General features: G+C 47.7%; 22 protein-coding genes and 3 tRNA genes. 13 read left to right on the forward strand and 12 right to left on the reverse strand.

Translation table 11 applies throughout. From position 1 onward, the window contains the following. Window positions 1–47: 47 nt before the first annotated feature. Both ACYQZ0_RS04280 and ACYQZ0_RS04285 read left to right on the forward strand, forming a co-directional pair. The gene (locus ACYQZ0_RS04280; RefSeq protein WP_459775366.1) at window positions 48–1,337 is read left to right on the forward strand and encodes an alginate export family protein; all 1,290 of its coding nucleotides are present in this window, start codon (window positions 48–50) and stop codon (window positions 1,335–1,337) included. A gap of 18 nt (window positions 1,338–1,355) precedes the next feature. After that, entirely contained in the window at window positions 1,356–1,793 is a 438-nt protein-coding gene (locus ACYQZ0_RS04285) for an Rrf2 family transcriptional regulator (protein WP_459775367.1), read from the forward strand. Here the strand turns inward: ACYQZ0_RS04285 and polX are convergent. The 9 genes from polX to ACYQZ0_RS04330 form a co-directional block, all read right to left on the reverse strand. After that, entirely contained in the window at window positions 1,790–3,532 is a 1,743-nt protein-coding gene (polX, locus tag ACYQZ0_RS04290; RefSeq protein ID WP_459775368.1) for a DNA polymerase/3'-5' exonuclease PolX, read from the reverse strand. The genes ACYQZ0_RS04285 and polX overlap by 4 nt on opposite strands. Window positions 3,533–3,541: 9 nt before the next feature. Continuing rightward, the gene (gene hemH, locus ACYQZ0_RS04295; RefSeq protein ID WP_459775369.1) at window positions 3,542–4,471 is read right to left on the reverse strand and encodes a ferrochelatase; all 930 of its coding nucleotides are present in this window, start codon (window positions 4,469–4,471) and stop codon (window positions 3,542–3,544) included. Beyond that, window positions 4,464–5,135 (reverse strand): ribonuclease III, encoded by a 672-nt coding sequence (rnc, locus tag ACYQZ0_RS04300; protein WP_459775370.1) that lies wholly within the window; start codon window positions 5,133–5,135, stop codon window positions 4,464–4,466. Before rnc ends, hemH begins: the two co-directional genes overlap by 8 nt. Further along, on the reverse strand, window positions 5,122–5,970 hold the full coding sequence (locus ACYQZ0_RS04305) for a glycine--tRNA ligase subunit alpha (RefSeq protein WP_459775371.1): 849 nt from the start codon (window positions 5,968–5,970) through the stop codon (window positions 5,122–5,124). Before ACYQZ0_RS04305 ends, rnc begins: the two co-directional genes overlap by 14 nt. 17 nt (window positions 5,971–5,987) lie before the next feature. Further along, complete coding sequence (locus ACYQZ0_RS04310) at window positions 5,988–6,251, reverse strand: thioredoxin family protein (protein ID WP_459775372.1); 264 nt, start codon at window positions 6,249–6,251, stop codon at window positions 5,988–5,990. Then, on the reverse strand, window positions 6,251–6,736 hold the full coding sequence (gene gcvH / locus ACYQZ0_RS04315) for a glycine cleavage system protein H (protein ID WP_459775373.1): 486 nt from the start codon (window positions 6,734–6,736) through the stop codon (window positions 6,251–6,253). Before gcvH ends, ACYQZ0_RS04310 begins: the two co-directional genes overlap by 1 nt. Window positions 6,737–6,971: 235 nt before the next feature. Next, the gene (locus ACYQZ0_RS04320) at window positions 6,972–7,574 is read right to left on the reverse strand and encodes a YidH family protein (RefSeq protein ID WP_459775374.1); all 603 of its coding nucleotides are present in this window, start codon (window positions 7,572–7,574) and stop codon (window positions 6,972–6,974) included. Between the two features lie 50 nt (window positions 7,575–7,624). Next, on the reverse strand, window positions 7,625–8,245 hold the full coding sequence (gene hisH / locus ACYQZ0_RS04325; protein ID WP_459775375.1) for an imidazole glycerol phosphate synthase subunit HisH: 621 nt from the start codon (window positions 8,243–8,245) through the stop codon (window positions 7,625–7,627). A gap of 8 nt (window positions 8,246–8,253) precedes the next feature. After that, window positions 8,254–8,328 (reverse strand) — tRNA-Gly (locus ACYQZ0_RS04330). 26 nt (window positions 8,329–8,354) lie between these two features. On the opposite strand from ACYQZ0_RS04330, the gene hisD reads away from it, so the two are divergent. From hisD to ACYQZ0_RS04355, 5 genes are all read left to right on the forward strand, one after another. Beyond that, window positions 8,355–9,629, forward strand: coding sequence for a histidinol dehydrogenase (gene hisD / locus ACYQZ0_RS04335; protein WP_459775376.1), 1,275 nt, complete (start codon window positions 8,355–8,357; stop codon window positions 9,627–9,629). After that, on the forward strand, window positions 9,626–10,144 hold the full coding sequence (locus ACYQZ0_RS04340; protein ID WP_459775377.1) for a hypothetical protein: 519 nt from the start codon (window positions 9,626–9,628) through the stop codon (window positions 10,142–10,144). The genes hisD and ACYQZ0_RS04340 overlap by 4 nt, the downstream gene beginning before the upstream one ends. Continuing rightward, on the forward strand, window positions 10,141–11,121 hold the full coding sequence (locus tag ACYQZ0_RS04345) for a gluconeogenesis factor YvcK family protein (protein ID WP_459775378.1): 981 nt from the start codon (window positions 10,141–10,143) through the stop codon (window positions 11,119–11,121). Before ACYQZ0_RS04340 ends, ACYQZ0_RS04345 begins: the two co-directional genes overlap by 4 nt. Beyond that, on the forward strand, window positions 11,102–12,634 hold the full coding sequence (gene nadB, locus ACYQZ0_RS04350; protein WP_459775379.1) for an L-aspartate oxidase: 1,533 nt from the start codon (window positions 11,102–11,104) through the stop codon (window positions 12,632–12,634). Before ACYQZ0_RS04345 ends, nadB begins: the two co-directional genes overlap by 20 nt. Window positions 12,635–12,698: 64 nt before the next feature. After that, window positions 12,699–13,001 carry a NifU family protein gene (locus ACYQZ0_RS04355; protein WP_487247136.1) on the forward strand — a complete coding sequence of 101 codons (303 nt, stop codon included), beginning with the start codon at window positions 12,699–12,701 and terminating at the stop codon, window positions 12,999–13,001. Here the strand turns inward: ACYQZ0_RS04355 and cysS are convergent. Further along, window positions 12,998–14,488, reverse strand: coding sequence for a cysteine--tRNA ligase (gene cysS, locus ACYQZ0_RS04360; RefSeq protein ID WP_459775380.1), 1,491 nt, complete (start codon window positions 14,486–14,488; stop codon window positions 12,998–13,000). The genes ACYQZ0_RS04355 and cysS overlap by 4 nt on opposite strands. A 39-nt stretch (window positions 14,489–14,527) precedes the next feature. On the opposite strand from cysS, the gene tkt reads away from it, so the two are divergent. The 6 genes from tkt (at window position 14,528) to ACYQZ0_RS04390 (ending at window position 20,810) form a co-directional block, all read left to right on the forward strand. Then, window positions 14,528–16,531 (forward strand): transketolase, encoded by a 2,004-nt coding sequence (tkt, locus tag ACYQZ0_RS04365; RefSeq protein ID WP_459775381.1) that lies wholly within the window; start codon window positions 14,528–14,530, stop codon window positions 16,529–16,531. 23 nt (window positions 16,532–16,554) lie between these two features. Then, window positions 16,555–16,630, forward strand: a tRNA-His gene (locus tag ACYQZ0_RS04370). A gap of 9 nt (window positions 16,631–16,639) precedes the next feature. Next, window positions 16,640–18,547: a leucine--tRNA ligase gene (leuS, locus tag ACYQZ0_RS04375; RefSeq protein WP_459775382.1), complete on the forward strand. Its 1,908-nt coding sequence runs from the start codon at window positions 16,640–16,642 to the stop codon at window positions 18,545–18,547. A gap of 25 nt (window positions 18,548–18,572) precedes the next feature. After that, a tRNA-Pro gene (locus tag ACYQZ0_RS04380) sits at window positions 18,573–18,648 on the forward strand. Window positions 18,649–18,658: 10 nt separating this feature from the next. Continuing rightward, window positions 18,659–19,510 carry an NADH-quinone oxidoreductase subunit B family protein gene (locus ACYQZ0_RS04385; protein ID WP_459775383.1) on the forward strand — a complete coding sequence of 284 codons (852 nt, stop codon included), beginning with the start codon at window positions 18,659–18,661 and terminating at the stop codon, window positions 19,508–19,510. After that, window positions 19,500–20,810, forward strand: coding sequence for a nickel-dependent hydrogenase large subunit (locus tag ACYQZ0_RS04390; RefSeq protein ID WP_459775384.1), 1,311 nt, complete (start codon window positions 19,500–19,502; stop codon window positions 20,808–20,810). The genes ACYQZ0_RS04385 and ACYQZ0_RS04390 overlap by 11 nt, the downstream gene beginning before the upstream one ends. Here ACYQZ0_RS04390 and ACYQZ0_RS04395 read toward each other — a convergent pair whose 3' ends face one another. Together ACYQZ0_RS04395 and ACYQZ0_RS04400 are read right to left on the reverse strand one after the other, a co-directional pair. Beyond that, window positions 20,811–21,278: a hypothetical protein gene (locus ACYQZ0_RS04395; protein WP_459775385.1), complete on the reverse strand. Its 468-nt coding sequence runs from the start codon at window positions 21,276–21,278 to the stop codon at window positions 20,811–20,813. Between the two features lie 2 nt (window positions 21,279–21,280). Further along, entirely contained in the window at window positions 21,281–22,552 is a 1,272-nt protein-coding gene (locus ACYQZ0_RS04400; RefSeq protein WP_459775386.1) for a dihydroorotase, read from the reverse strand. Window positions 22,553–22,570 lie beyond the last annotated feature (18 nt).

Consider the following 22,570-nt stretch of genomic DNA (forward strand, 5'->3'; position numbering starts at 1 on the left):
GGATTGATGATTATTTTATCGTAAAATATGAATTGAGGAGGTGAATCATGAGGAGAGTTTCCCTCTTGAGCCTGGCCCTCTTTTCTTCCCTTTTTGCAATTGATTTTTCTAAGGAGGCAAAGGTAAACCTGGAGCTCAGACCCCGATACGAATACGTTGACGTGGACCAAAGCGGTAAAAAGGAGGCAAACGCCCTCACCGTAAGGATAAGAACGGGAATAACCTTTAAGGAGCTCTTTAGCTTAAAGGGCCTTGACCTCACCTTTGAGCCTTGGGTTGTTACTGCTCTCGTTAGGGATTACGCACCCGAAAGGAGTAATTACGAGCTCGTTCCCGACCCCGAACAGGTGAGAATTAATCAGGTTTTCCTTTCCTACGGGGGAAAAGCTTTTAACCTTAAGGTGGGAAGACAGATTATAACCTTTGACAACCACAGGTTTATAGGTAACGTCGGCTGGAGGCAGATGGCCCAGACCTTTGACGCGGTAAGGCTTGACCTGAAGCCCTTTAAGGATACCACAATAACGCTCGCTTACGTGGCTGCAAAAACCGGAGTCACGGAAAAAGAGCTGGGGGACGGGGCAAGCTGGGCTTTCGCTCCCGATAACACGAACATAGGCGATGATGTTGCAGGAAACGATTCCATTCTTTTCCACGCGAACTACACCTACAAGCCCCTGAGCTTAAACATCACACCTTACGCCTACCTACTGAACGGAATGCACGACACCTATGGCCTTAAACTCAACGGGAAGATGGCATTCCAAAGGAGCTTCTTCCTCTCCTACTGGCTTGAATTCGCATACCAGAAGGACCCGACCCTCACGAGTCACGAAAACGGAAAAAAGAATATAGGTGCTTCCTACTACTTTGTAAGCCTGAAGCCGGGATACAAGTTCTCCGGAGGAAAGGTTTTCCTCATAGCGGAGTATGAGTTTATGGAAGGAAAAGACGGGGATGAGACTCACGGATTTACAACTCCCTGGGCTACGCTCCATGCCCACAACGGATGGGCGGACGTATTCCTTAAATACACGGGAACGAGCAATCAATACGGTCTTGAGGATGCGAGAATAGGTATCGGCTTTAAACACGGGAAAATAGGAGTTATAAAGGCGGTTTACCACAACTTCAAGGCTGACAAATCCTTCCCCGGAGGCGGAGATAAGTTCGGGAATGAACTTGACGTAATATATAAAAGAAAGATATTTAAGAACCTCCATTTCGGTGCAAAAGCTGCCTTCTACGATGCGGACTCGGAGGCAAAAAACGCCGGTTTAGGGGATAAGGACGTTACGAAATACTGGGTATGGCTCACATACAAGTGGAGTAGATGAATATATTATTATAATATCATGATATTCTCAGACACGGTAAGGTACGCTCTTATTGCACTCTCTTACCTGGCTTTGAACAGGGACAGGCTCGTTAAAGTTGAGGAGATTGCGAAGGTTCACAGAATACCTAAGCCCTTCCTCGCAAAGGTTATGCACGAGCTCTCAAAGAGGGGGCTCGTTTACTCGGTAAAGGGTCCGAGGGGAGGCTTCACGCTAACGAAAGAACCCGACGAAATCACCATATGGGACGTGATAAAGGTATTCGGAGAGGAATACAAATACCAGATGTGTCTCCTTCACGCCCACAAGTGCAGCGAGTTTAACGACAACCCCTGCGTTGTTCACCACAAGTGGGAAGAGCTAAAATCCACGATAGTTAACTTCTTCAAGAACACCTCAATAATGGACCTCACGGGAATAGAGGAAAGGCAGTTTCAGGAAGTGAGACAGTCCTAAGCCTTCGCAAACTTCTTCCTCTTTTCGTAAACGAACTTTCTGAGCTCATCAAGGTCAAAAGTGTTTATAACCTTGTCGGGTGTGGCCCATCCCCTTCTCGCAAGCCCCACACCCAGGTGCATGAGCCCGAGCTGCCTTGCGGAGTGGGCATCCGTGACTATTCCTATGTAAGCCCCCTCTTCCATGCACTTTCTCACGTTCTCGGGAGATAAATCCATTCTCTGGGTGTTGAGCTCAAGGGCCGTTCCGGTCTCTTTCGCAAGCTTTATAACCCTCTTCATATCAACGGGATATCCCTCCCTGTATCCGTATTGCTTTCCCGTTGGGTGTCCAATCATATTAACGTAGGGGTTTTCTATAGCCTTGAGTATCCTTTCCGTGTTATCCTGCTCAAACCTTGAGTGTATGGACGCCACTATAAAGTCAAACTTTTCAAGGAAGTCGTCGGGAAGGTCAAGGGAGCCGTCGGGAAGGATATCAACCTCCGCACCCTTCAGTATGTAAAAACCCTTAGGGTTGTATTCCCTGTTTAGCCTCTCTATCTCCTTCCACTGCTTTTCGTATCTCTCGGGAGTTAAGCCGTTTGCTACCCTCGCGCTCTGGGAGTGGTCCCCTATGACTATGTACTGGTATCCGAGTTTATAGGCGGTTTCAACCATCTCCTCAAGGGTGTTCACGCCGTCGCTCCAGTTAGTATGCATGTGAAGGTCTCCCTTTATATCTTTGAGCTCAACGAGTCTCGGAAGTTTATGCTCAAGGGCTAACTCTATCTCTCCCCAGTCTTCCCTTATCTCTGGGGGAATCCACTCCATACCGAGAAGGTTGTAAACCTCCTCCTCCGTCTCACCCCCTATCCTTTCGCCCGTATCCGCTTTAAAGACGCCGTACTCGTTCACCTTTAATCCCTTTTCCTTTGCTATGTCTCTAATTCTTATGTTGTGCTGTTTTGAGCCCGTGAAGTACTGGAGGGCAGATCCCCACTGGTAGGGCTCAACGGTTCTGAGGTCAACCTGCCTGCCCGTTTCAAGGATTATGCTTGACTTTGTCTCTCCCTTTGCGAGAACCTCCATAATTCCGGGATATTTTGTAAAGTGTTCGTGAATCTTCTTCCAGTTTTCCTTCTTTGCCGAAACGAGTATGTCTATATCCCCTATCGTTTCCTTCCTCCTCCTGAGGCTTCCCGCAACGGATATGTTTTCGTAAAACTCCTTTGCCTTCTCCATATGCTTCAGAACCTCTTGGGCCATGTTGTAGGCTTCTATGAGGGGTATCCTTTCCTTACTTTTTTCCCATATCTCTATTCCCTTTAAAATCCTCAAGGCCTTTACGGGTCCAAATCCCCTAATCCTGTTAAACTTTCCCTTCCTCAGGGCTTCTATAAACTCCTCCTTCGTTCTTATCCCGAGAACTTCGTAGGCTACCTTCAGTGTTTTCGGTCCAACTCCGGGGGCGTCCATGAGCTCAAGGAGTCCCTCGGGAACCATACGCCTGAGCTCCTCATACTTCTTTATAGTTCCCGTCTTTAAAAACTCCTCTATCTTTAAGAGCGTTGATTCCCCTATTCCCTGCATCTTGTGGAGCTTTCTCTCGTAAAATGCCTTCTCAACGTCTTCGGGAAGCTCCGCTATGAGGTTTGCAACCTTTCTGTAAGTTCTTATCCTGTAGGGATTTTCCCCGAGGAACTCAAGGATGTCCGCCATCCTCTCAAAGATTTTTGCAAGTTCCTGATTTTTGTTCATAGCATTAACTTATGTTCTTCTCACAATCTCCTCAAGGGCTTTTATAAATGTTGGGTGGCTCTGGAGGGTGGGAATGCGTATGAACTCCTCATAACCGAGCTCCTCAGCGAGGCTCTTATAAACGTAGTCAAGCTCGTAAAGAGTCTCACTGTGTTCCGATACAAAGGATATGGGAATGACTACAAGTCTTTTGACACCATTCTTTATTAAATTCCTGAGTGCTTCTTCCGTTGAAGGCTCAAGCCACTTTCCGAAACCCACTTTACTCTGGTAGGCGACAGTGTAAGGGATTTCGGGAAAGTGTTTCATTATGAGCTCCACAGTCTCTTGGGTCTGTCTCTGGTAGGGGTCCCCCCTCTCAACAATCTTTTTTGGCAGGCTGTGAGCGGAAAATAAAAAGTGGTAATCCTCGGGATTTTTTACCCTTTCCTTTATTCTCTCAACCCACGCCCTTATAAATAGGGGATTATCGTAAAAGTGGGAAATCTTCTTTACCTTCAGGTTTTCCGCTTTTAGCTCTTTTAAAGCTCTCTGGAGCTCGTTAAAGGCTGAGCCAGTAGTCGTTACGCTGAACTGGGGATAAAGGGGAAGGGCTATGAGCTCCTCTATCCCCTCCTCAAAGAGTCTTTTTAAGGCATCCTTGATGAAAGGCTTCCAGTATCTCATTCCGACTTCAACTCTGTAGTTTTTCCCGAGTCTCTCCTGGAGTGCCCTTGCCTGCTCAAAGGTCTGTTCAAGCTGGGGGGATTTCCCTCCCATCATCTCGTAATACTCCCTCGTCTTCTTTGCCCTCACCTTCGCTATTAATTTTGCAAGGAGTTTCTGAAAGGGTAGCCTGAAGATGTCGGGGTCCGAAAAGAGGTTGTATAAGAATGGCTCCACGGCTTCAAGGGAGTCGGGTCCCCCGAGGTTTATCAATAAAACCCCTTTCTTACTCAATGTTTGCCTCCTTTAAAACTTCTATAAGGTTTTTTGCAGCTTCCTGCTCCGCTTCCTTCTTCGTTCTTCCCTCCCCTATGCTTCTGAAATCCTTTACGCTCGCCTCAACGATGAACTTCTTTTCGTGGCTCGGTCCCTCAACGCTAATGAGCCTGTAGGAGGGTCTTACCTTCCAGTGTTTCTGGGTTATCTCCTGGAGTATGGACTTGAAGTTCTTTCTGGTTCTTCCCTCCTTTATGGCTTTCAAGATTTCCTCACGGAAGTGCTTGTAAAAGAGCTCCCTCGTGAAGTTTGCATCCCTCCCGCTATCTATGTAAACCGCAGCCCATATTGCCTCAAACACATCTCCTATGACGGTCTCGTTTATCTTACCCCTCTTTATTTTTATGAACTTTTCAAGCTCAAGCTTTCTCGCAAGCTGGTTAAAGAACTCCTCACTTATCAGGTATGCCTTTAAGGGGGAGAGATACCCTTCCCTTTTCTGGGGGTATAGCTGAACGAGGAGGTCAACGATGAAGAAGTTAACGAGTGCATCCCCGAGAAACTCAAGGGTTTCGTAATGCTCTCTTCTTGATACGGATATATGGGTGAGGGCTTTCTCAAGGAGGGTCCTGTCCTTAAAGGTGTATCCCAGCTTCCTTTCAAGCTCCTCAAGCATTCTCAAAGAGTTTAAGGTATAGCTTCGCTATCTCCCTTGCCAGATTGTTCATTCTCCTTATGTAGCGTGCCCTTTCCTGAACGGATATAGCTCCCCTCGCATCAAGTATATTAAAGACGTGGGAGCACTTGAGGAGGTAGTCGTAGGCCGGCATAACGAGCTCATGTTCTATCAATCTCTTTGATTCCCTTTCAAAGAACTCGTAAACCTTAAATAGCATATCGGTGTCCGCAAGCTCAAAGTTATACTTGCTCCACTCCCACTCGGAACGCTTGAATATATCGCCGTAGGTTATTCCCTCCTTCCACTCTATATCAAAAACGCTGTCCTTGTCCTGTATATACATAGCTATTCTCTCAAGCCCGTAGGTTATCTCAACCGATATATACTCAAGGTCCAAGCCTCCCGCCTGCTGGAAATATGTGAACTGGGTTATCTCCATCCCGTCAAGCCATACCTCCCATCCGAGACCCCAAGCTCCGAGTGTAGGGCTTTCCCAGTCATCTTCAACAAACCTTATGTCGTGCTCAAGGGGGTTTATCCCGAGCGCCTCAAGGCTTTCAAGGTATATCTCCTGGGGGTTTTCGGGAGCGGGCTTCAGTATTACCTGAAACTGGTAGTAATGCTGGAGTCTGTTAGGGTTTTCCCCGTATCTCCCGTCCTGAGGTCTTCTTGAGGGCTCAACGTATGCGACGTTCCAGGGCTTTTTTCCGAGGACCTTAAGGAAGGTTGCGGGGTTCATTGTCCCCGCGCCAACTTCAACGTCGTATGGTTGCCATATGAGACAGCCCTTCTCGGCCCAGAACTTGTGGAGTTTCATTATTATGTCTTGGAAATACATGTAGTTAATTATAAGGGTTATATCCCCTCCTCTAAAACCTTACGGGCCTCCTCCTCACTCGGAACTCCGACGAAGGCAAGCTTCCCGTCAACTATGCTTGAGGGAACGCTCCTTATCATTAATTTGGTAACCCAATACCTTCCCTCGGGTGTTGATATATCAAGGACATCATACTTAAATCCATACTCCTGCTGGAGCTTTCTCCAGAGGGCATCAGCATGGGGACAGGTAGGACACCACTGGGAAACGAGAAGTATAACGTGCCTGTCTTTTGCACCCATCACACGCACCTCATACAAACTATATCCCACTCGTCTATGTGCTTCTTCATCTCCTCGTAGGCCTTATCTCCCGTAACGAGCTCGCTCAAGTCCCTCTTTAAGGTCTCCTCACTGAGGGGCTTTATCTTAACTATCCAGGCATCCCCGTAGGGGTCTATGTTTATGTAGTTGGGGTCCTCCACTACCTTTGGGTTTACCTCAACTATTTCTCCCTCAACGAGTGCAGGGACCGGTCCCGCCCACTTTCCGCTTTCAAGGGTTGCAACAGGCTTTCCCTTCTTCACCTTCGTTCCCACAGGCTTAACTCTTATGTGGAGAAGCCTTCCCGCCCTCGTTTGTCCGACATCTGTCAAACCTAGGGTAACGGTTCCGTCCTCGTTAACCCTCACCCACACCTGGTTTTCTATGTCGTAGTATAAATCCTTAGGTATCACACAGCCTTGATACTCCCAAGCGGTTCCTAAATCCTTCTCCTGAGTCCCCATTTGCTTTTAATTTTATGTCCGAAAGTTTCGTAAATCAATATTTACTTATTTATGTTTCTTAAAGAATTTCTTATATAATTAAGGCTATGAAAGCACTTATAGCTTCCGCATTTCTCGGAATCATCTCAATGGCCTCAACGGAATAGGACTGGTGTCCCAAGGGAAGGAAGGCCGTTCTCAAGATTTTTGACAAGAAGGAAGAGGTTGTTGAGGAGCTCCGCTCAAGGGAAGCCTTTTAGATAAGCTTCAGCACGTCAAAGAGGAGTATAAAGTTTATCGCAAAGATTATTATTCCAATCATTATGTATAAGCCCGTGTGGGTTCTGTAGTATCCTTTATCAATATCCTTTATCGTTTTGTAGAAGTTTAATGTCCCCAGGCTGAGGGCGACGAGGCTCAATACCATTATCGTTATTCCTATAACCTTCAGCGACGTTATGTCCTGAGAAAACTTTATGTGGAGTTTCTTCTGGAGCTCAGTTAGAAATATCTCAAACTTGTCAACCACGAAACCGAATATCATAAGGGCTATACTCGTTCTCACCCACGCGAGAAAGGTTCTCTCAGCCGCCATGTAAATTCTCGGGTCAACAACTTCTTTTTTGTCCACAACTTCAGCTCCTTCTATGTAGCGGATATCGGAAAAGAACTTCAGAAATGCGTAAACGTCGGTGAGAACCGCAAGGGATATTAAGACAACGGAAGCCTTAAGGAGATACTTATCAATATAACCAAAAAAGAAGATATCAAGGAGTGCTGCCTTGTTCAAAACGAGACCTACGGCGCTTGCCTGAAAGGAGAGCTTTAAGATGGAGAGGTAGGTTCTCTCCGCAGCCATAAAAAGCCTCGGCTCGTTAAGAGGGGGGAGATGTTTAAATATAAGCATTCTTAAATGTATTTTTCCGCTTTCTTCCTGAAGTTTTCAAGGAGTTTCAAGCCCTTCTTCTGGCTCTTTTCGGGGTGAAACTGAACCGCGAGAATGTTATCAACCTCAACGGAAGAAACGAAGTACTCCCCGTAATCGGTAGTTGTAAGAACTACATTTTCATCTTTCGGAATCACCCTGTAGGAGTGAACGAAATAAAAAAAGTCCCCTTCCTTTAGACCATTTAAGATTTCACTTTTCTTTTTAAACCACAGCTGATTCCAGCCTATATGGGGAATCTTCACACCCAGGGGGAGAAGCTTTACCTCCCCCTCAAGGATTCCGAGACCTCTGTGCTCCCCGTGTTCGTAGCTCTTCTCAAATAAGAGCTGGAGACCAAGGCATATACCGAGGAAGGGTTTTCCCCTCTCTATGTGTTTCTTTATGGGGCTTATCAGGTTCAGCTCCTCAAGGTTTTTCATAGCATCTCCAAAGGCACCGACACCGGGAAGGACGAGAACGTCCGCCTCTTCTAGCTCCCTGTAATCTCCCGAAACTAAAACTTCGGGAAAACCAACGGTCTCAAGGGCTTTGGATACGCTCCTTAAGTTTCCCATTCCGTAGTCTATAACGACCGTCTTCATAACCTTCTTGGAGCGGGCGACGGGATTTGAACCCGCGACCTGCGGCATGGGAAGCCGCCGCTCTACCCCTGAGCTACGCCCGCTCAGAAAATATTTTATTATATCAACTATGGAAATAGTAGACTTAAGAAAAGAGGACTGGAAGCTTGATAAAAGGCTTGAATACCTCGCAAAAAGGGGAGAAATCCTTGAAGAGGAATACGAGAAAACCGTAAAGGAGATACTGAAGAAGGTAAAGGAAGAGGGAGATGAGGCGGTAATAGAGTTCACAAAGAAGTTTGATGGAATAACCTTAACTCCCGAAAGCATGGAAGTTCCCTATGAGGAGCTTGAGAAGGCTTACAACGAGATAGAACCCGAGGTTAAAAAAGCCCTTGAGGTTGCGGAGGAAAGGATAAGGGTGTTTCACGAAAAACAGCTTGAGAACTCCTTTTTCAAGGAAGAGGAGGGAATAGTTCTCGGCCAGAAGGTTATACCCCTTGAGAAGGTAGGCATATACGTTCCCGGCGGGAAGGCAGCCTATCCATCAACGGTTCTAATGAACGCGGTTCCCGCATCTGTTGCAGGGGTTGAGGAAATAATTATGGTTTCTCCGAAACCAAATAAATACACGCTTGCTGCCGCATTCATAGCCGGAGTGAACAGAGTATTTAAAATAGGGGGCGCTCAGGCGATAGGTGCTCTTGCCTACGGAACGGAAACTATACCTAAGGTTGACAAGATTGTGGGCCCCGGGAATATATACGTCGCCCTTGCAAAAAAACTCGTATTTGGAACGGTTGATATAGACATGATTGCGGGTCCTTCGGAAATACTCGTTATAGCGGACGATGGTGCAAACCCCAGGTGGATAGCTGCGGACCTTCTCTCTCAGGCGGAACACGACGAGCTCGCCGCCTCAATACTCCTAACCCCTTCCGAAGAGCTTGCAAATAAGGTAAAGGAAGAGGTTTACACACTCCTTTCCCAGCTTGAAAGAAGGGAAATAGCGGAAAAATCCCTCAAGAACTTCGGGACAATCTTCATAGTGAGGGACCTGTATCACGCCTGCGAGGTTGCAAACCACATAGCGCCCGAACACCTTGAGGTTATGACGAGGGAGCCTATGGCTTTACTTCCCGAGCTCAAGCACGCGGGAGCTATATTCCTCGGGGATTACACGACCGAACCCTTGGGGGACTACGTTCTTGGACCGAACCACACTCTACCCACGGGTAGGACCGCAAGGTTCTTCTCCCCCTTAGGAGTTTACGACTTTGTGAAACGCTCATCGGTTCTTTACGTGTCCTCCGAAGGATTCAAGAGGGTAAGCGAGTATGCGGAGGCCATAGCAAAGGCGGAAGGGCTTACCGCTCACGCCCTTGCGGTTAAGGTAAGAAAGTGAGGAAGTTCCTTTTCCTTTTTCTTTTAATACTCCTTTCCTGTGCACCTAAGGTGAAAAAATGCCCTCCCGGGGATTACGTCCTCTCCCTTATGGAAAAACCCCCCGAAAGAGTTAAGCTATACGGCTACGCAAAGGCCTTATTCATCAGATTTCCCTTTTTAGTGTCAAAGGAAGGTAAAAAGGAAGTTGTAAAAACTCCCGAGAACAGGTTAACTTTCACCGATTCCCTCTTCTGCATGAACGATTTCTGTTTTGAGCTACCCTTTACACCTTCCCAGGTAATTTACGGATACTTCCCCGGAAGGTATAAGCTGGTTATGTGCTCGGAATACGGAGTTTACGAATCGGAAAAGGGCTTAAAAATTTACGTGAAAAATAGAAGAATAGAAAAGGTCGTATACGGGAATGTTGAGATACTCTACGGGGAAAAAGCGCCTGCGGGATACTTTAAGGAAATTGATGTAAGCTTACGGGATGGAGTTATTAAAATTTACGTAGAGGGGATTATGTTATGAGATTTAAGGTTGTTGCTATCGGTGGGGGAACAGGTTTATCTTCTCTTTTGAGAGGTTTAAAGGAAGAGGTTGGAAAAAGTATAAAGGAGCTAAGTGCTGTAGTTACGGTTGCGGACAGCGGGGGAAGCACGGGAAGGCTCAGGAAGATATACAATATCCCTGCTCCCGGGGATATAAGGAACTGCATAGTTGCCTTATCGGATGCGGAAGAGCTTATGCAGAGGCTTTTCCAATACAGGTTTAAGGGAGACGGGCTTGAGGGACATGCCTTCGGAAACTTATTCCTAACCGCTCTGACGGAACTCACGGGAAGCTTTCTTGAAGCGGTAAGGATGAGCTCGGAAATCCTGAAAACGAAGGGGAAGATAATTCCCTCAACGGACGAAAGCGTGAACCTCGTTGCGGAGTTTGAAAACGGAGAGGTGATAAAAGGAGAGGAGGAGATAACGGAATACGGAAAGAAGGGAAACAGGATAAAAAGGATATGGCTTGAGCCCGAAAATCCAAAGGCCCCCGAGGAAGCCCTCAGGAAGATAAAGGAGGCGGACCTCATAGTGATAGGGCCAGGAAGCCTTTTTACGAGCATAATTCCAAACTTCCTCGTTCCCGAGATAAGGGAGGCGGTAAGGGAAAGCGAAGCCCTAAAGGTTTTCGTAGTAAACGCCATGACCCAGCCCGGCGAAACAGACCATATGACAGCCTGGGAACACATAAAAACATTTTTGGAGTTTTCCGGACTTAAAAGAGTTGACGTTGCGGTTGTGAACACAAAGATGCCCCCCGACAGACTCCTAAGGAAATACCTTGAGGAAAATCAAGAGCCCGTTACTCCGGACGTCTCAAGAATAGCTAAGGAGGGGATAAAGGTTTATGCGGAGGACCTCATAGGAAACGGAGGCGATTATGTAAGGCACTGTCCCCATAAGCTCACAAACCTACTTATTAAAATACTTGAGAATGAACTTTCTAAGGTTTGATACAAGGAGACTGCCCGAAAATGAGGCGGACGTAGTCGTATGCGGGAGCGGAATAGGCGGACTCACGACAGCCATTTATCTGAAGGAACTCGGACTAAACCCCCTTATACTCACGAGGGGCATAGGGAACACCTACTACTCCCAGGGGGGAATTGCCGCAGCGGTTCTTCCAGACGATAGCCCTTATCTCCATTACTGCGATACATTGAGGGCAGGGAGATACCTGAACGATGAGATAAACACAAAGATACTCACTTACGAGGGGATAATGAGGATACTCGACCTTGAGAGGTGGGGCGTTAACTTTGACAAGAAAAACGGATTTTACGAGACAACCCTTGAGGGGGGACACTCAAAACCCAGGGTTTTAAAGGTAAGGGACTTCACGGGAAGGGAGATATACACAAAACTCCTAAAGAGGGTAAGGGAGCTAAGAATTCCCATAATTGAGGGGGAACTCCAGGAGTTAATAGTTTCCGAAAACAGCGTTAAAGGACTTGTATTCCTGCGGGATAACTCCCTTGAGTTTATAAGAACACCTATCGTGATTCTCGCAACGGGCGGTGCTGCATCAATGTATTACTTTACTTCAAATCCTACAAAGGTGAGAGGAGACGGAATAGGGCTTGCCCTGAGGAGCGGAGCAAACGTGAAAAATCCCGAGTTTGTTCAGTTTCACCCTACCGTTTTGAAGAACTCAAACCTCCTCATATCGGAAGCGGTTAGGGGAGAGGGTGCGATACTGATAAACGAAAGGGGAGAAAGGTTCGTAAACGAGCTCCTTCCCAGGGACCAGGTTTCCCGTGCCATATACAGGGAGCTAAAGGAAGGAAGAAAGGTATTCCTTGACTTCAGGCCCATAGTAAAAAAGGGAGTAAAGCTTGAGGAGAGGTTTCCAACCATTTACAAGTTCCTGAGAGAGAGGGGATACGACCCCTACAGGGAGCCCGTCCCGGTTATACCCGCAGCCCACTACTACATAGGGGGCGTTGAGGTTGACGACAGGGGAAGGACCAGCGTAGAGGGACTTTATGCAGTCGGCGAGTGCTCGTGCACGGGCGTTCACGGGGCTAACAGGCTAGCATCAAACTCCCTGCTTGAGGGAATCGTTTTCGGGTGCAGGACCGCATACCAGGTAGCCCTTGAGCTGAAGCTTTTAAAAAAGGAAAATAAACACTTCAAAAGTGAGAGAAGCGGTGATAAGAATCCCTCTTTCAGCGTTGAAGAACTGAAAAAATTAATGTGGGAAAAGGTAGGTCTTGAGAGGGAAGAGGGGGAGTTAAGGGAAGCAAAAAACAGGATTCTCAGATGGATTGAAGAAGCCCGTTCCTGGGAGCCTTCTCCTCAAAACAGACAGCTCTTTGATATACTTCTCGTTGCCCTTGCCACCGTTGAGGGAGCCCTTGAGAGGAAAGAAAGCAGGGGAACCCATTACAGGAGGGATTTTCCCAACGAGAGGGAAGCCTACAGGAGGGATACGGTCCTCTTCCTTTCCGCACTCTTAGAAAAATGATGACCTTTAGCATATCTTTATTACGTTATCTTAATTAAATTCCTTGAAAAAGGAGGTAGTGAGTATGGCTGAAGAAAGAAAGGAAGAGCTCCAACAACAGGAAGCCAAGATGCCGAGCAGGGAAGAGATTGAGAAGGTTCTTGACGAGATTAGGCCCGCTCTGAGATTTGACGGCGGAGACGTTGAGCTCGTAGATGTTCAGGAAGACGGAACGGTTCTTGTAAGGCTCGTCGGTGCTTGTTCGGGATGTGGAATGTCCGTATTAACCCTGAAGGCGGGTATAGAAAGGGTTCTAAAGCAGAGATTCCCTCAGATAAAGGAAGTGAAAGATGTAAACATGGATATACCAACGACCTTCGGCTTCTAACCCCCTTCCCTTTTCACCTTCCACTTAGTTCCCGCGGGTGTATCCTCAAGAATAATGCCGAGCTCCTTTAACTTATCCCTTATGTAGTCCGCAATCTTGAAAACCTTTTCCTTTCGCGCTATGTTTCTCGCTTCTATGAGTATCTCTATTAACTTTTCGTCGTAAACCTTTCCCGCTTCAAGCTCTTTTTCAACAACCCTCTCAACCTTGCACTCGGGGTATAGGTCCTCAAGAAGTCCGAATATCTTTTTCATAGTGTTAAGCAGGGATTTTGAGGCAAACTCGTAAGCCTCAAGCTCACTCTTCGTTATCTTCCCCTCAGAAAAAGCCTTATTCTTTACCTTGTTAAGCTCGGTAACGAGTCCGAAAACGTGGGCGAGGGCTTCAGGTGTGTTGAAGTCATCGCTCAGGGATGCGTAAAACTTCTCTTCAAAATCCTTAACGTGGTCGTAAAGAGGATGAGTTCCTCCCTCGCTTTCCTCAACCACCTTAAGCTTTTTAAGGAGTTCGTAATCCTCTATGGCTCCTTTGAGTCTCTCGTAAGCTTTAAGGGTTTCCTCCATCTTCTCCCAGGAAAAGTCAAGGGGGCTTCTGTAATGGGTGAAGAGAACGAGGAGTCTGAGAACGTCGGGGTGATACTTGGTGTAAACCTCCCTTAAGGTTACGTAATTCCCGAGGGATTTTGACATCTTCTGACCGCCGACAGTCACGAGGCCGTTATGCATCCAGTAGCGGGCGAAGGGCTTTCCCGTTATGGCTTCCGCCTGGGCAATCTCGTTCTCGTGGTGGGGGAAAACGAGGTCAAGACCTCCTCCGTGAATGTCTATTGTCTCCCCGAGGTGCTTGAACACCATCGCAACGCACTCGGTATGCCATCCGGGTCTTCCCTTTCCCCAGGGGGAGTCCCAGGCGGGTTCTCCCGCCTTTGATGCTTTCCATAGGGCAAAGTCAAGGGGGTCCCTCTTCTTTTCGGAAGGCTCTATACGTGCTCCCGCTATTAATTCCTCCACATCCCTTTTTGAGAGCTTTCCGTAATCCTTGAACTTCTTTACGGAAAAGTAAACGTCCCCCTCAACGACGTAAGCGTATCCCTTATCTATCAACTTCTGTATAACCTCTATTATCTCCTTTATGTGTTCCGTTACCCTCGGCTCAACGTCAGCGGGTCTAACCCTTATGTTTTCCATATCTATGTAGTATCTGGCTATATACCTGTCCGCTACTGTCATGAAGTCGGTGCATTCCTGCTTTGCCCTGTTTATTATCTTGTCATCAACGTCCGTGAAGTTCCTTACGAACTTAACCTTATAACCGAGGTGTTCCAGGAACCTCCTGAATACGTCAAAAACTATGAGACTCCTTCCGTGTCCCACGTGGGAGTCGTCGTAAACGGTAACACCGCAGGTGTATATGAGAACCTTTGGAGGGTCTATCGGAACAAACTCCTCAACCTTTCCCGAAAGTGTGTTGTAAATCCTGAGGCTCATAGTTTTATTTTATTAAAATTTTCCTAAAATATTTTTACTATGCCACAGCTCTTTAAAACCAAAAGCGAGATAGACAGCCTCGTCATTAATACTATGCGTTTTCTGAGCGTTGATATGGTTGAGAGGGCAAAGTCGGGACACCCCGGCATGCCCCTCGGAGCTTCCCACATAGTCTACCTCCTCTACGACAGGATAATGCGATACAATCCCAAGAACCCCAACTGGTTCAACAGGGACAGGTTTATACTTTCAGCGGGACACGGGTGCGCGATGCTGTATTCGGCTCTATACCTGTTCGGTTTTGACCTCACCCTTGACGACCTAAAGGCCTTCAGACAGCTCAACAGCAAAACCCCCGGACACCCCGAATACGGGCTCACTCCCGGCGTTGAGGCGACGACTGGAAACTTGGGACAGGGATTCGGTAATGCGGTGGGAATGGCTATAGCGGAAAAGTTCCTCTCAACTATCTTCAACAAAGAGGGTTATCCCATCGTTGACCACTATACATACGTTCTCGTATCCGACGGAGACCTCATGGAGGGCGTATCTTACGAGGCTGCAGCCCTTGCGGGACACTTCAAACTGAACAAGCTGATAGCCATATGGGATAACAACCATATAACGATAGACGGGGATACTAAGCTCGCCTGGAGCGAGGACGTTTTAAAGAGGTTTGAGGCTCTCGGATGGGAGGTTTTCCACATAGAGGATGGATACAACCTTGAACTCCTTGAAGAGGTGATAAAGAGCGCAAAGGAGTCCGATAAGCCAACCTTTATCTCCGTGAGAACCCACATAGGATACGGAACTCCCCTCCAGGATACCGCGGAAGTTCACGGAAAGCCCATGGGAAAGGATGTCGTTGAGGAAACTAAGAAGAATTTCGGCTGGCCCCTTGAGGAGTTTTACGTTCCCGAAGAGGTATTAAAGCACACGAGAAGGAAGGTAGTTGAAGGGGCAAAGCTTGAAGAGGAGTGGAACAAGCTATACGAAGAGTATAAGGAGAAGTTCCCAGAACTTGCCGAGACCTTTGAAAGGGTATTGAATAAGGAATGGAGCCTTGAGTGGCTTGATAAGGTGGAAGAGTTTAAGGAGGATATGCCAACGAGAAAGGCCTCGGGAAAGGTTTTAAACGTTATGGCGGATTACATACCCACATTGATTGGGGGTTCCGCGGACCTCTCGGAGTCCGTAAATACGATTCTTAAAAAGTATCCCGACTTTGAAGCGGATACACCCCACGGTAGGAATATCCACTACGGGGTGAGAGAACACGCCATGGGAACAATCCTGAACGGCATGGCTTACCACGGGGGAATACTCCCTTACGGGGGAACATTCCTAATATTCTCCGAATACATGAGACCTGCCATAAGAACCGCAGCCCTCGCAAACCTCCAAGTTATATTCGTTTACTCCCACGACTCAATAGGACTCGGCGAAGACGGGCCAACCCACCAGCCCGTTGAACAGCTCTGGAGCTTAAGGAGCATTCCAAACCTCTGGGTCGTGAGACCCGCGGACGCAAACGAGGTTAAATACGCCTGGGAGATAGCCCTGAAGAGAAAAAACGGACCTACCGCCATAATCCTCACGAGGCAGAAGGTAAAAACCATAGACAGGAAGAAGTACGCATCTCCCGAAGGTGTCAGAAGGGGGGCTTACGTAATAGCGGATACCCAAGGAAAGCCTGACGTCATAATCATAGCGACGGGATCCGAAGTTCAGGTCGCCCTTGGTGCTAAGGAGCTCCTTGAGGAGAAGGGTATAAAGACGAGGGTCGTTAATATGGCCTGCTGTGAGCTCTTTGATGAACAGCCCGAAGACTATAAGAAAAGCGTTCTCCCTCCTGAGGTAAAAAGAAGGGTCGTCGTTGAAGCGGGAAGGGATACGGGCTGGTATAAATACGTGGGCGAAGATGGACTTGTAATAGGTCTTAATGAATTCGGTAAGTCTGCCCCCGGAAGCGTTCTGTTTGAGTACTTCGGTTTCACTCCCGAGAACGTAGCGGAGAAGGTCATTGAAAAGTGGTTCAAGTAGTTCTATAATTAAAAAATCTGGAGGAGGGTGTAGCTCAGTTGGTAGAGCGGGGGACTGTGGATCCCCGTGTCGCGGGTTCGAGTCCCGTCACCCTCCCCATAAAAACCCATGAAAGCCTTCAATCCGAGAGAGATTGAAAAAAAGTGGCAGAAACGCTGGGAAGAAGCGAAAGTATTTAAAGCCCAAGAGGGAAAGCCGAATAAGTTTTACGTCCTTGAGATGTTCCCCTACCCCTCCGGAAGAATCCATATGGGACACGTGAGGAACTATACCATAGGGGATGCCATAGCGAGATATTTGAGGATGAGGGGGAAAAATGTTCTACACCCTATGGGTTGGGACGCCTTCGGACTTCCTGCGGAAAATGCAGCGATAAAGCACGGCATACACCCCGCAAAGTGGACCTACGAGAATATCTCCTACATGAAGAATCAGTTAAAGATGCTCGGTTTTTCCTACGACTGGGAGAGGGAGATAGCGACCTGTGACCCCGAATACTACAAATGGAATCAATGGATATTCCTGAAGATGCTTGAGAGGGGAATAGCCTACAGGAAGACCGCAAAGGTGAACTGGTGTCCCCACGACCAGACGGTTTTAGCAAACGAGCAGGTAATAGAAGGAAAGTGCTGGAGGTGCGGAACGCCGATAGTTCAGAAGGAAGTTCCCTCTTGGTTTTTAAAGATTACCGCTTACGCGGATAGACTCCTTGAGGATTTAAAGAAACTTGAGGGAAAGTGGCCCGAAAGGGTTATAGCCCAGCAGAGAAACTGGATAGGACGTTCCGAGGGAGCTTTAATCAGGTTTTACGTTGAGCTTGAAGAACCCGAAAAATTTATGGACTGCATTCCCGAGGAGCTAAGAGAGACCGCATTAAAGGAAAAAAGAATTTACATAGATGTGTTCACAACGAGGCCCGATACCGTTTTCGGTGCTACCTTTATGGTTCTTGCACCCGAACACCCCCTCGTTCCCGTTCTTGCCTGCATAGGCGATAAGCTCGGAAAGGTTTGCTACGGAGACGTTGAGGCCTTCGTTGAGAAGATGAAAAAGATGTCCACCCGTGAGAGGACTATGGAAGAGGAAAAGGAGGGGGTATTTCTCGGAGTTTACGCTACGAACCCCGCAAACGGGGAGAAGATACCCGTATGGAGTGCTAACTACGTCCTTTACGAGTACGGAACGGGTGCGATAATGTGCGTTCCCGCCCACGACCAGAGGGACTGGGAGTTTGCAAAAAAGTACGGACTTCCCATAAAACCCGTCGTAAAGCCTGAAGAAGAGTGGGACTTTGATAAGGGAGCTTACGAGGGAAGGGGGGTCCTCATAAACTCGGGTGATTTTAACGGACTTGAGAGCGAAGAGGCGAAGAAAAAGATAACCGCGTGGTTAAAGGAGAAAGGTCTCGGAGACTTTAAGGTATCTTACAGATTGAGGGACTGGAACATATCAAGGCAGAGGTACTGGGGAACGCCTATTCCCGTCGTTTACTGCGAAAGGTGCGGTATGGTTCCCGTTCCTGAGGAGGAACTTCCCGTAAAGCTCCCCCTTGACGTTAAGTTTACGGGACAGGGAAATCCCCTTGAAACCTCGGAGGAGTTTGTAAATACGAAGTGTCCCAAGTGCGGAGGGAAGGCAAGGAGAGAAACGGATACCATGGACACCTTCTTTGACAGCTCCTGGTATTTCCTCAGGTTCTGCGACCCCAAGAACGATAAAGAGCCCTTCTCAAAGGCGAAAACCGATTACTGGATGCCCGTTGACGTTTATATAGGAGGAATAGAACACGCTGTTTTACACCTCCTTTACGCGAGATTCTTCCAGAAGTTCTTAAAGGATATCGGACTTGTAAGGGACGGCGAGCCCTTTGAGAAGCTCATAACCCAGGGAATGGTTCTGAAGAAGTGGGTGAGCGTTAAGAAACTCCTTGATTATCTTGGTCTATCCGAAGAGGACGAGGTTGAGAGGCTTAAAGGGAAGCTTGAAGAGCTCAAGGGAGTTGTTAAGAAAGGTTAAAAGGGCATATAATAAAAATACTGGACGGGGTGTAGCGCAGGTGGTAGCGCGCTGGCATGGGGGGCCAGAGGTCGCCGGTTCGAGTCCGGTCACCCCGACCACTTACCTTTCATGGAACTCCTCTGGATTCAAAGGCTCACCTGTTGCGGAAATACCCATTCCCTCCTGAGTTCCGATAAAGCGGAGCTTATCTTTGAGGAGTTTAACCTACTGTTTCACCCTTCCTTTTCCCTAAGCTCGGAAGAAGAAGCGGTAAATGAAGTTTTGAAGAAGGGAAAACTTGAGGTTCTCGTCCTTGAGGGAGCGGTAAAAAAGGACGATGAAAGAATAAAAAAGCTTTGCGAGATTGCTGATTACGTCGTTGCGGTTGGAAACTGTGCAGTTTACGGGAACGTACCCGCACTCGGTAAAGAAAATATCTCTGGTCTTCAATACAGGTTTAAGGAAAAGGGAGGACTTCTCGGTAAGGAGTTCAGGAGCAAGAAGGGTTATCCCGTTATAAACCTTTCGGGTTGTCCCGCAAACCCCGAGTGGATTACGGGAACTCTCCTCAAGATAAAGAGGGGAAAGCTTGAGCTTGATGAGCTTGGAAGACCGAGGGATTACTACGGGAGCTTAACCCACTGGGGGTGTTCAAGGAACGAGTTCTTTGAGTGGAAGGTTGAGGCAAAGGAGCTCGGAAAGAAAAAGGGCTGTCTCTTTTACCATTTTGGTTGCAGGGGTCCCATGACCCACGCGAGCTGTAACACAATCCTCTGGAACGGAGTTAACTCAAAGACGAGAGCTGGAACCCCCTGTTTCGGTTGCACGGAGTATGACTTTCCCCGTGAGAATCTGTGGGAAACCAGGCAGTATGCGGGCATACCCGCGGAGCTCCCCCTCGGTGTATCAAAGAGGGGTTATATTATGCTCTCGGGCGTTGCGAAGATGTTTGCACCCGAAAGGCTGAAAGATGAAGATTGAGAAGAAAGTATTGACGAGGGTTGAGGGGGAAGCGTCCCTCAAGCTTGAGTGGGAAAGGGGGAGGATTAAGGACGCAAAAATTATTTTTAACGAGGTAAGGGGTATAGAGAGGGTTTTAAAGGGAAAGCCCTTTATGGATGCTTTGGTTATAAACCCAAGGGTTTGCGGTATATGCGGACACGCCCACCTCATAGCAACGGTGAAGGCTCTTGAAGACGCACTCGGGATAAAGGAAGTTCCGAAAAAAGCGGAAATACTGAGGAGGATAACGAGGTTAACCGAGATACTCCAGAACCACGTAAAGTGGTTTTACCTATTCATAATGCCGGACTTCCTAAAACTTCAGGAAAATCTCAACGAGTATAAGCCCTTTTCGGGAAGTGCATGGAGGGAAGCGGTTAAGGTATCCTCGGAGGTTGTAAAGGTCATAGCCCTCTTTTCGGGGCAGTGGCCCCACTCCTCTTACGCAATTCCCGGAGGGGTAACATCAACGCCTTCGGAAGAAGAGGTATTTAAAGCAAAGTCTCTTATAAGAAACTTTAGGAGATTCTTCCTCTCCCGCATAGTGGGAGTAAGCGAAGAGGAATTTAGAAAACTCAGAAAAAGGGGAGATTACGGGAATCTGAAGGGGGACCTTGGTAAATTCCTTGAGCTTTGTGAGGACTTTTCTTTAAACGAAGTGGGAAGGTCCTACGGAAGGTTTATCAGCGGTGGGGGTTTTATAGATACCCTGAAGCCATCTTACAAGAGGGAAAGGGGAAGGAGGTTTAAGTTCTCTCCGAAGTTCGTTGAGGTTTTAAATCCGCCATCTTATACCCTTTCAAGACCCGTGAGGTATAAGGGTCTTCCCTACGAAACGGGTCCCCTTGCAAGACAAGTTCTCTGTAAAAATCCCCTGATTGAAAAAATGTTTTCCGATTTCGGGGACTCCTTTTCGGTTCGTGTATCCGCAAGGGTTCTTGAGCTGTGGGAAATAATTGAGAAGGTTGAGGAACTCCTTACGGAGCTTCTGAATCATATAAACGAGCGTTCCGCAGTAGGAGAAATTCCAAAGGAAGGGAGCGGAAGCGGGACAGGAATCGTTGAGGCTGCAAGGGGAACCCTCATACACAGGGTTGAGATAGAGAAGGGAAGAATAAGGAGTTACGAAATAATAACACCCTCCCAGTGGAATCTTGGCCCGAGGTGTGAGAAATACCTGGGTGTGGCTGAGAAGGCTATAATCGGTCTTGACAGCTCCCTGAAAGCGGAGATGATTTTAAGGAGCTTTGACCTCTGCTCTGTTTGCACAACCCATTAATCACTTTACCACTGTGAGGAATATGGAAAACTTTCCCCTCTTTACCTTATACTTCGTTATCTCAAGCTTATCCCTGAACTGCTTTGGAACCTTCTGGTAGATTTCAGTGTTCTTAAACACGTCAAGAATGCTGAGCTTCAGGTATTCTCCTTCTTTTTTAAAGTGTTTGTCCTTTGTAAGCTCCTCCAGTCCGTCCGGGGAGAGCATCTTAAGGTAAACGCCAAAGTCCTTAAGCTCGTCCCCTTCCCTCTCGTTAAAAACCTTATTGCTCTCCTCCCTTCCCCTGAACTCAAATTTCTTCGGAAATATGAGAAACCTCTTCTTTCCCTTTATCTTCACAACTCCCTCGTCAAACTCAAAATCAAGGGAGGGAAAGGTTTTCTTGAAGGCTTCCTTTTCAATCTCTACCTCAACCTCGTTGTCTATGAGGTTTCCGAAGTGAAGCAAATCCTCTATAAATATTCCCATGACTAATTATCTTTATACACAACCCTTCCCTCTTTTATGGTGTATATCACCTTACCCTTCAGAACCTTTCCCCAGAGGGGTGTATTCCTGCTTTTTGAGAGGTTTGTCTCCTCATTGAGAACCCACTCCTTGTTCACGTCAAATATGGTTATGTCCGCAGGGCTTCCCACTTTCAGCGTTCCGTAGGGAAGCCCGAGTATTCTCGCAGGGTTCATGGTAAACATCTCAACAAGTCTCTTTAGACTTATAACCCCCTCCCTATAAAGGTTAAGGGCCATGGGGAGGGCGGTCTGGAGCCCTATTATGCCCGGCGATGCGAACTCAACGAGCTCCTTCTCAAAGGGTGCGTGGGGAGCGTGATCCGTGGCAAAGCAGTCTATAAATCCCTCCCTAACCGCCTCCAGAAGTTTCCTTCTGTCCTCCTCCTTCCTGAGAGGAGGGTTTACCCTTGCGTTAGCTCCGCTTCTTAAAACTTCTTTTTCCGTAAATGTGAGATGATTGGGATTCACTTCACAGGTTATCTTCACCCCCTTATCCTTGAAATACTTTATAAGCTCAACGCCGAAAGAGGTCGTGAGGTGCTGGATATGAACCCTCGCACCCGTGTAGTGGGCGAGGATTCCGTCCCGTGCTATCTGTATGTCCTCCGCGGAGGGGTCCCTTTCCGATAATCCGAGGAGTGCGGAAATCTCGCCCTCGTTAACAGCACCGTAGGCGAGCTTATCGTCCTCGCAGTGGTCAAGGATAACCGTATCAAGCTCTACTGCTATCTCCATAGCCCTTCTCATAAGGGAGTTGTCCATCACGGGACTCCCGTCGTCCGTAAAGGCAACGCAACCCGCTTCCTTGAGAGCATAAAGGTCCGCAAGCTCCTTTCCCTTCCTCCCCTTCGTTATAGCACCTGCGGGGAGAACTCGGCAAATCCCGAGTTTTTCCGCCTTTCCGAGTATGTATTTAACTACGCTTGGGCTGTCAACGGGTGGGTTTGTGTTCGGCATGCATACGATAGTTGTAAATCCGCCCGCAACAGCACACCTGCTCCCGCTCTCTATGTCCTCCTTATAGGTCTGACCTGGGTCCCTAAGGTGGACGTGTACATCAACGAATCCCGGGGAGACTATTAGCCCATCCGCGTCTATAATCTCCGCCTCGGGAACGAGAATGTTTTTATCTATCTCCTTAACGACGCCGTTCTCTATGAGAATGTCAAACTTTCCCTCAAGGTTCTGGGAGGGGTCAACGAGGTATCCGTTCTTTACTATAAGCTTCAGCATGTAAATTTTATATACTAA

The organism is Aquifex pyrophilus, from assembly GCF_054656935.1.

What these genes read in the sequence shown, in the direction of transcription:
- ACYQZ0_RS04385 (WP_459775383.1), top strand. Translation starts at nt 18,659, where the DNA reads ATGGAACTCCTCTGGATTCAAAGGCTCACCTGTTGCGGAAATACCCAT.
- cysS (WP_459775380.1), bottom strand. Translation starts at nt 14,488, where the DNA reads ATGAGCCTCAGGATTTACAACACACTTTCGGGAAAGGTTGAGGAGTTT.
- ACYQZ0_RS04355 (WP_487247136.1), top strand. Translation starts at nt 12,699, where the DNA reads ATGGCTGAAGAAAGAAAGGAAGAGCTCCAACAACAGGAAGCCAAGATG.
- ACYQZ0_RS04395 (WP_459775385.1), bottom strand. Translation starts at nt 21,278, where the DNA reads ATGGGAATATTTATAGAGGATTTGCTTCACTTCGGAAACCTCATAGAC.
- ACYQZ0_RS04390 (WP_459775384.1), top strand. Translation starts at nt 19,500, where the DNA reads ATGAAGATTGAGAAGAAAGTATTGACGAGGGTTGAGGGGGAAGCGTCC.
- nadB (WP_459775379.1), top strand. Translation starts at nt 11,102, where the DNA reads ATGAACTTTCTAAGGTTTGATACAAGGAGACTGCCCGAAAATGAGGCG.
- ACYQZ0_RS04285 (WP_459775367.1), top strand. Translation starts at nt 1,356, where the DNA reads ATGATATTCTCAGACACGGTAAGGTACGCTCTTATTGCACTCTCTTAC.
- ACYQZ0_RS04400 (WP_459775386.1), bottom strand. Translation starts at nt 22,552, where the DNA reads ATGCTGAAGCTTATAGTAAAGAACGGATACCTCGTTGACCCCTCCCAG.
- polX (WP_459775368.1), bottom strand. Translation starts at nt 3,532, where the DNA reads ATGAACAAAAATCAGGAACTTGCAAAAATCTTTGAGAGGATGGCGGAC.
- hisH (WP_459775375.1), bottom strand. Translation starts at nt 8,245, where the DNA reads ATGAAGACGGTCGTTATAGACTACGGAATGGGAAACTTAAGGAGCGTA.
- gcvH (WP_459775373.1), bottom strand. Translation starts at nt 6,736, where the DNA reads ATGGGGACTCAGGAGAAGGATTTAGGAACCGCTTGGGAGTATCAAGGC.
- leuS (WP_459775382.1), top strand. Translation starts at nt 16,640, where the DNA reads ATGAAAGCCTTCAATCCGAGAGAGATTGAAAAAAAGTGGCAGAAACGC.
- tkt (WP_459775381.1), top strand. Translation starts at nt 14,528, where the DNA reads ATGCCACAGCTCTTTAAAACCAAAAGCGAGATAGACAGCCTCGTCATT.
- ACYQZ0_RS04280 (WP_459775366.1), top strand. Translation starts at nt 48, where the DNA reads ATGAGGAGAGTTTCCCTCTTGAGCCTGGCCCTCTTTTCTTCCCTTTTT.
- hisD (WP_459775376.1), top strand. Translation starts at nt 8,355, where the DNA reads ATGGAAATAGTAGACTTAAGAAAAGAGGACTGGAAGCTTGATAAAAGG.
- ACYQZ0_RS04345 (WP_459775378.1), top strand. Translation starts at nt 10,141, where the DNA reads ATGAGATTTAAGGTTGTTGCTATCGGTGGGGGAACAGGTTTATCTTCT.
- ACYQZ0_RS04310 (WP_459775372.1), bottom strand. Translation starts at nt 6,251, where the DNA reads ATGGGTGCAAAAGACAGGCACGTTATACTTCTCGTTTCCCAGTGGTGT.
- ACYQZ0_RS04320 (WP_459775374.1), bottom strand. Translation starts at nt 7,574, where the DNA reads ATGGCTGCGGAGAGAACCTACCTCTCCATCTTAAAGCTCTCCTTTCAG.
- ACYQZ0_RS04305 (WP_459775371.1), bottom strand. Translation starts at nt 5,970, where the DNA reads ATGTATTTCCAAGACATAATAATGAAACTCCACAAGTTCTGGGCCGAG.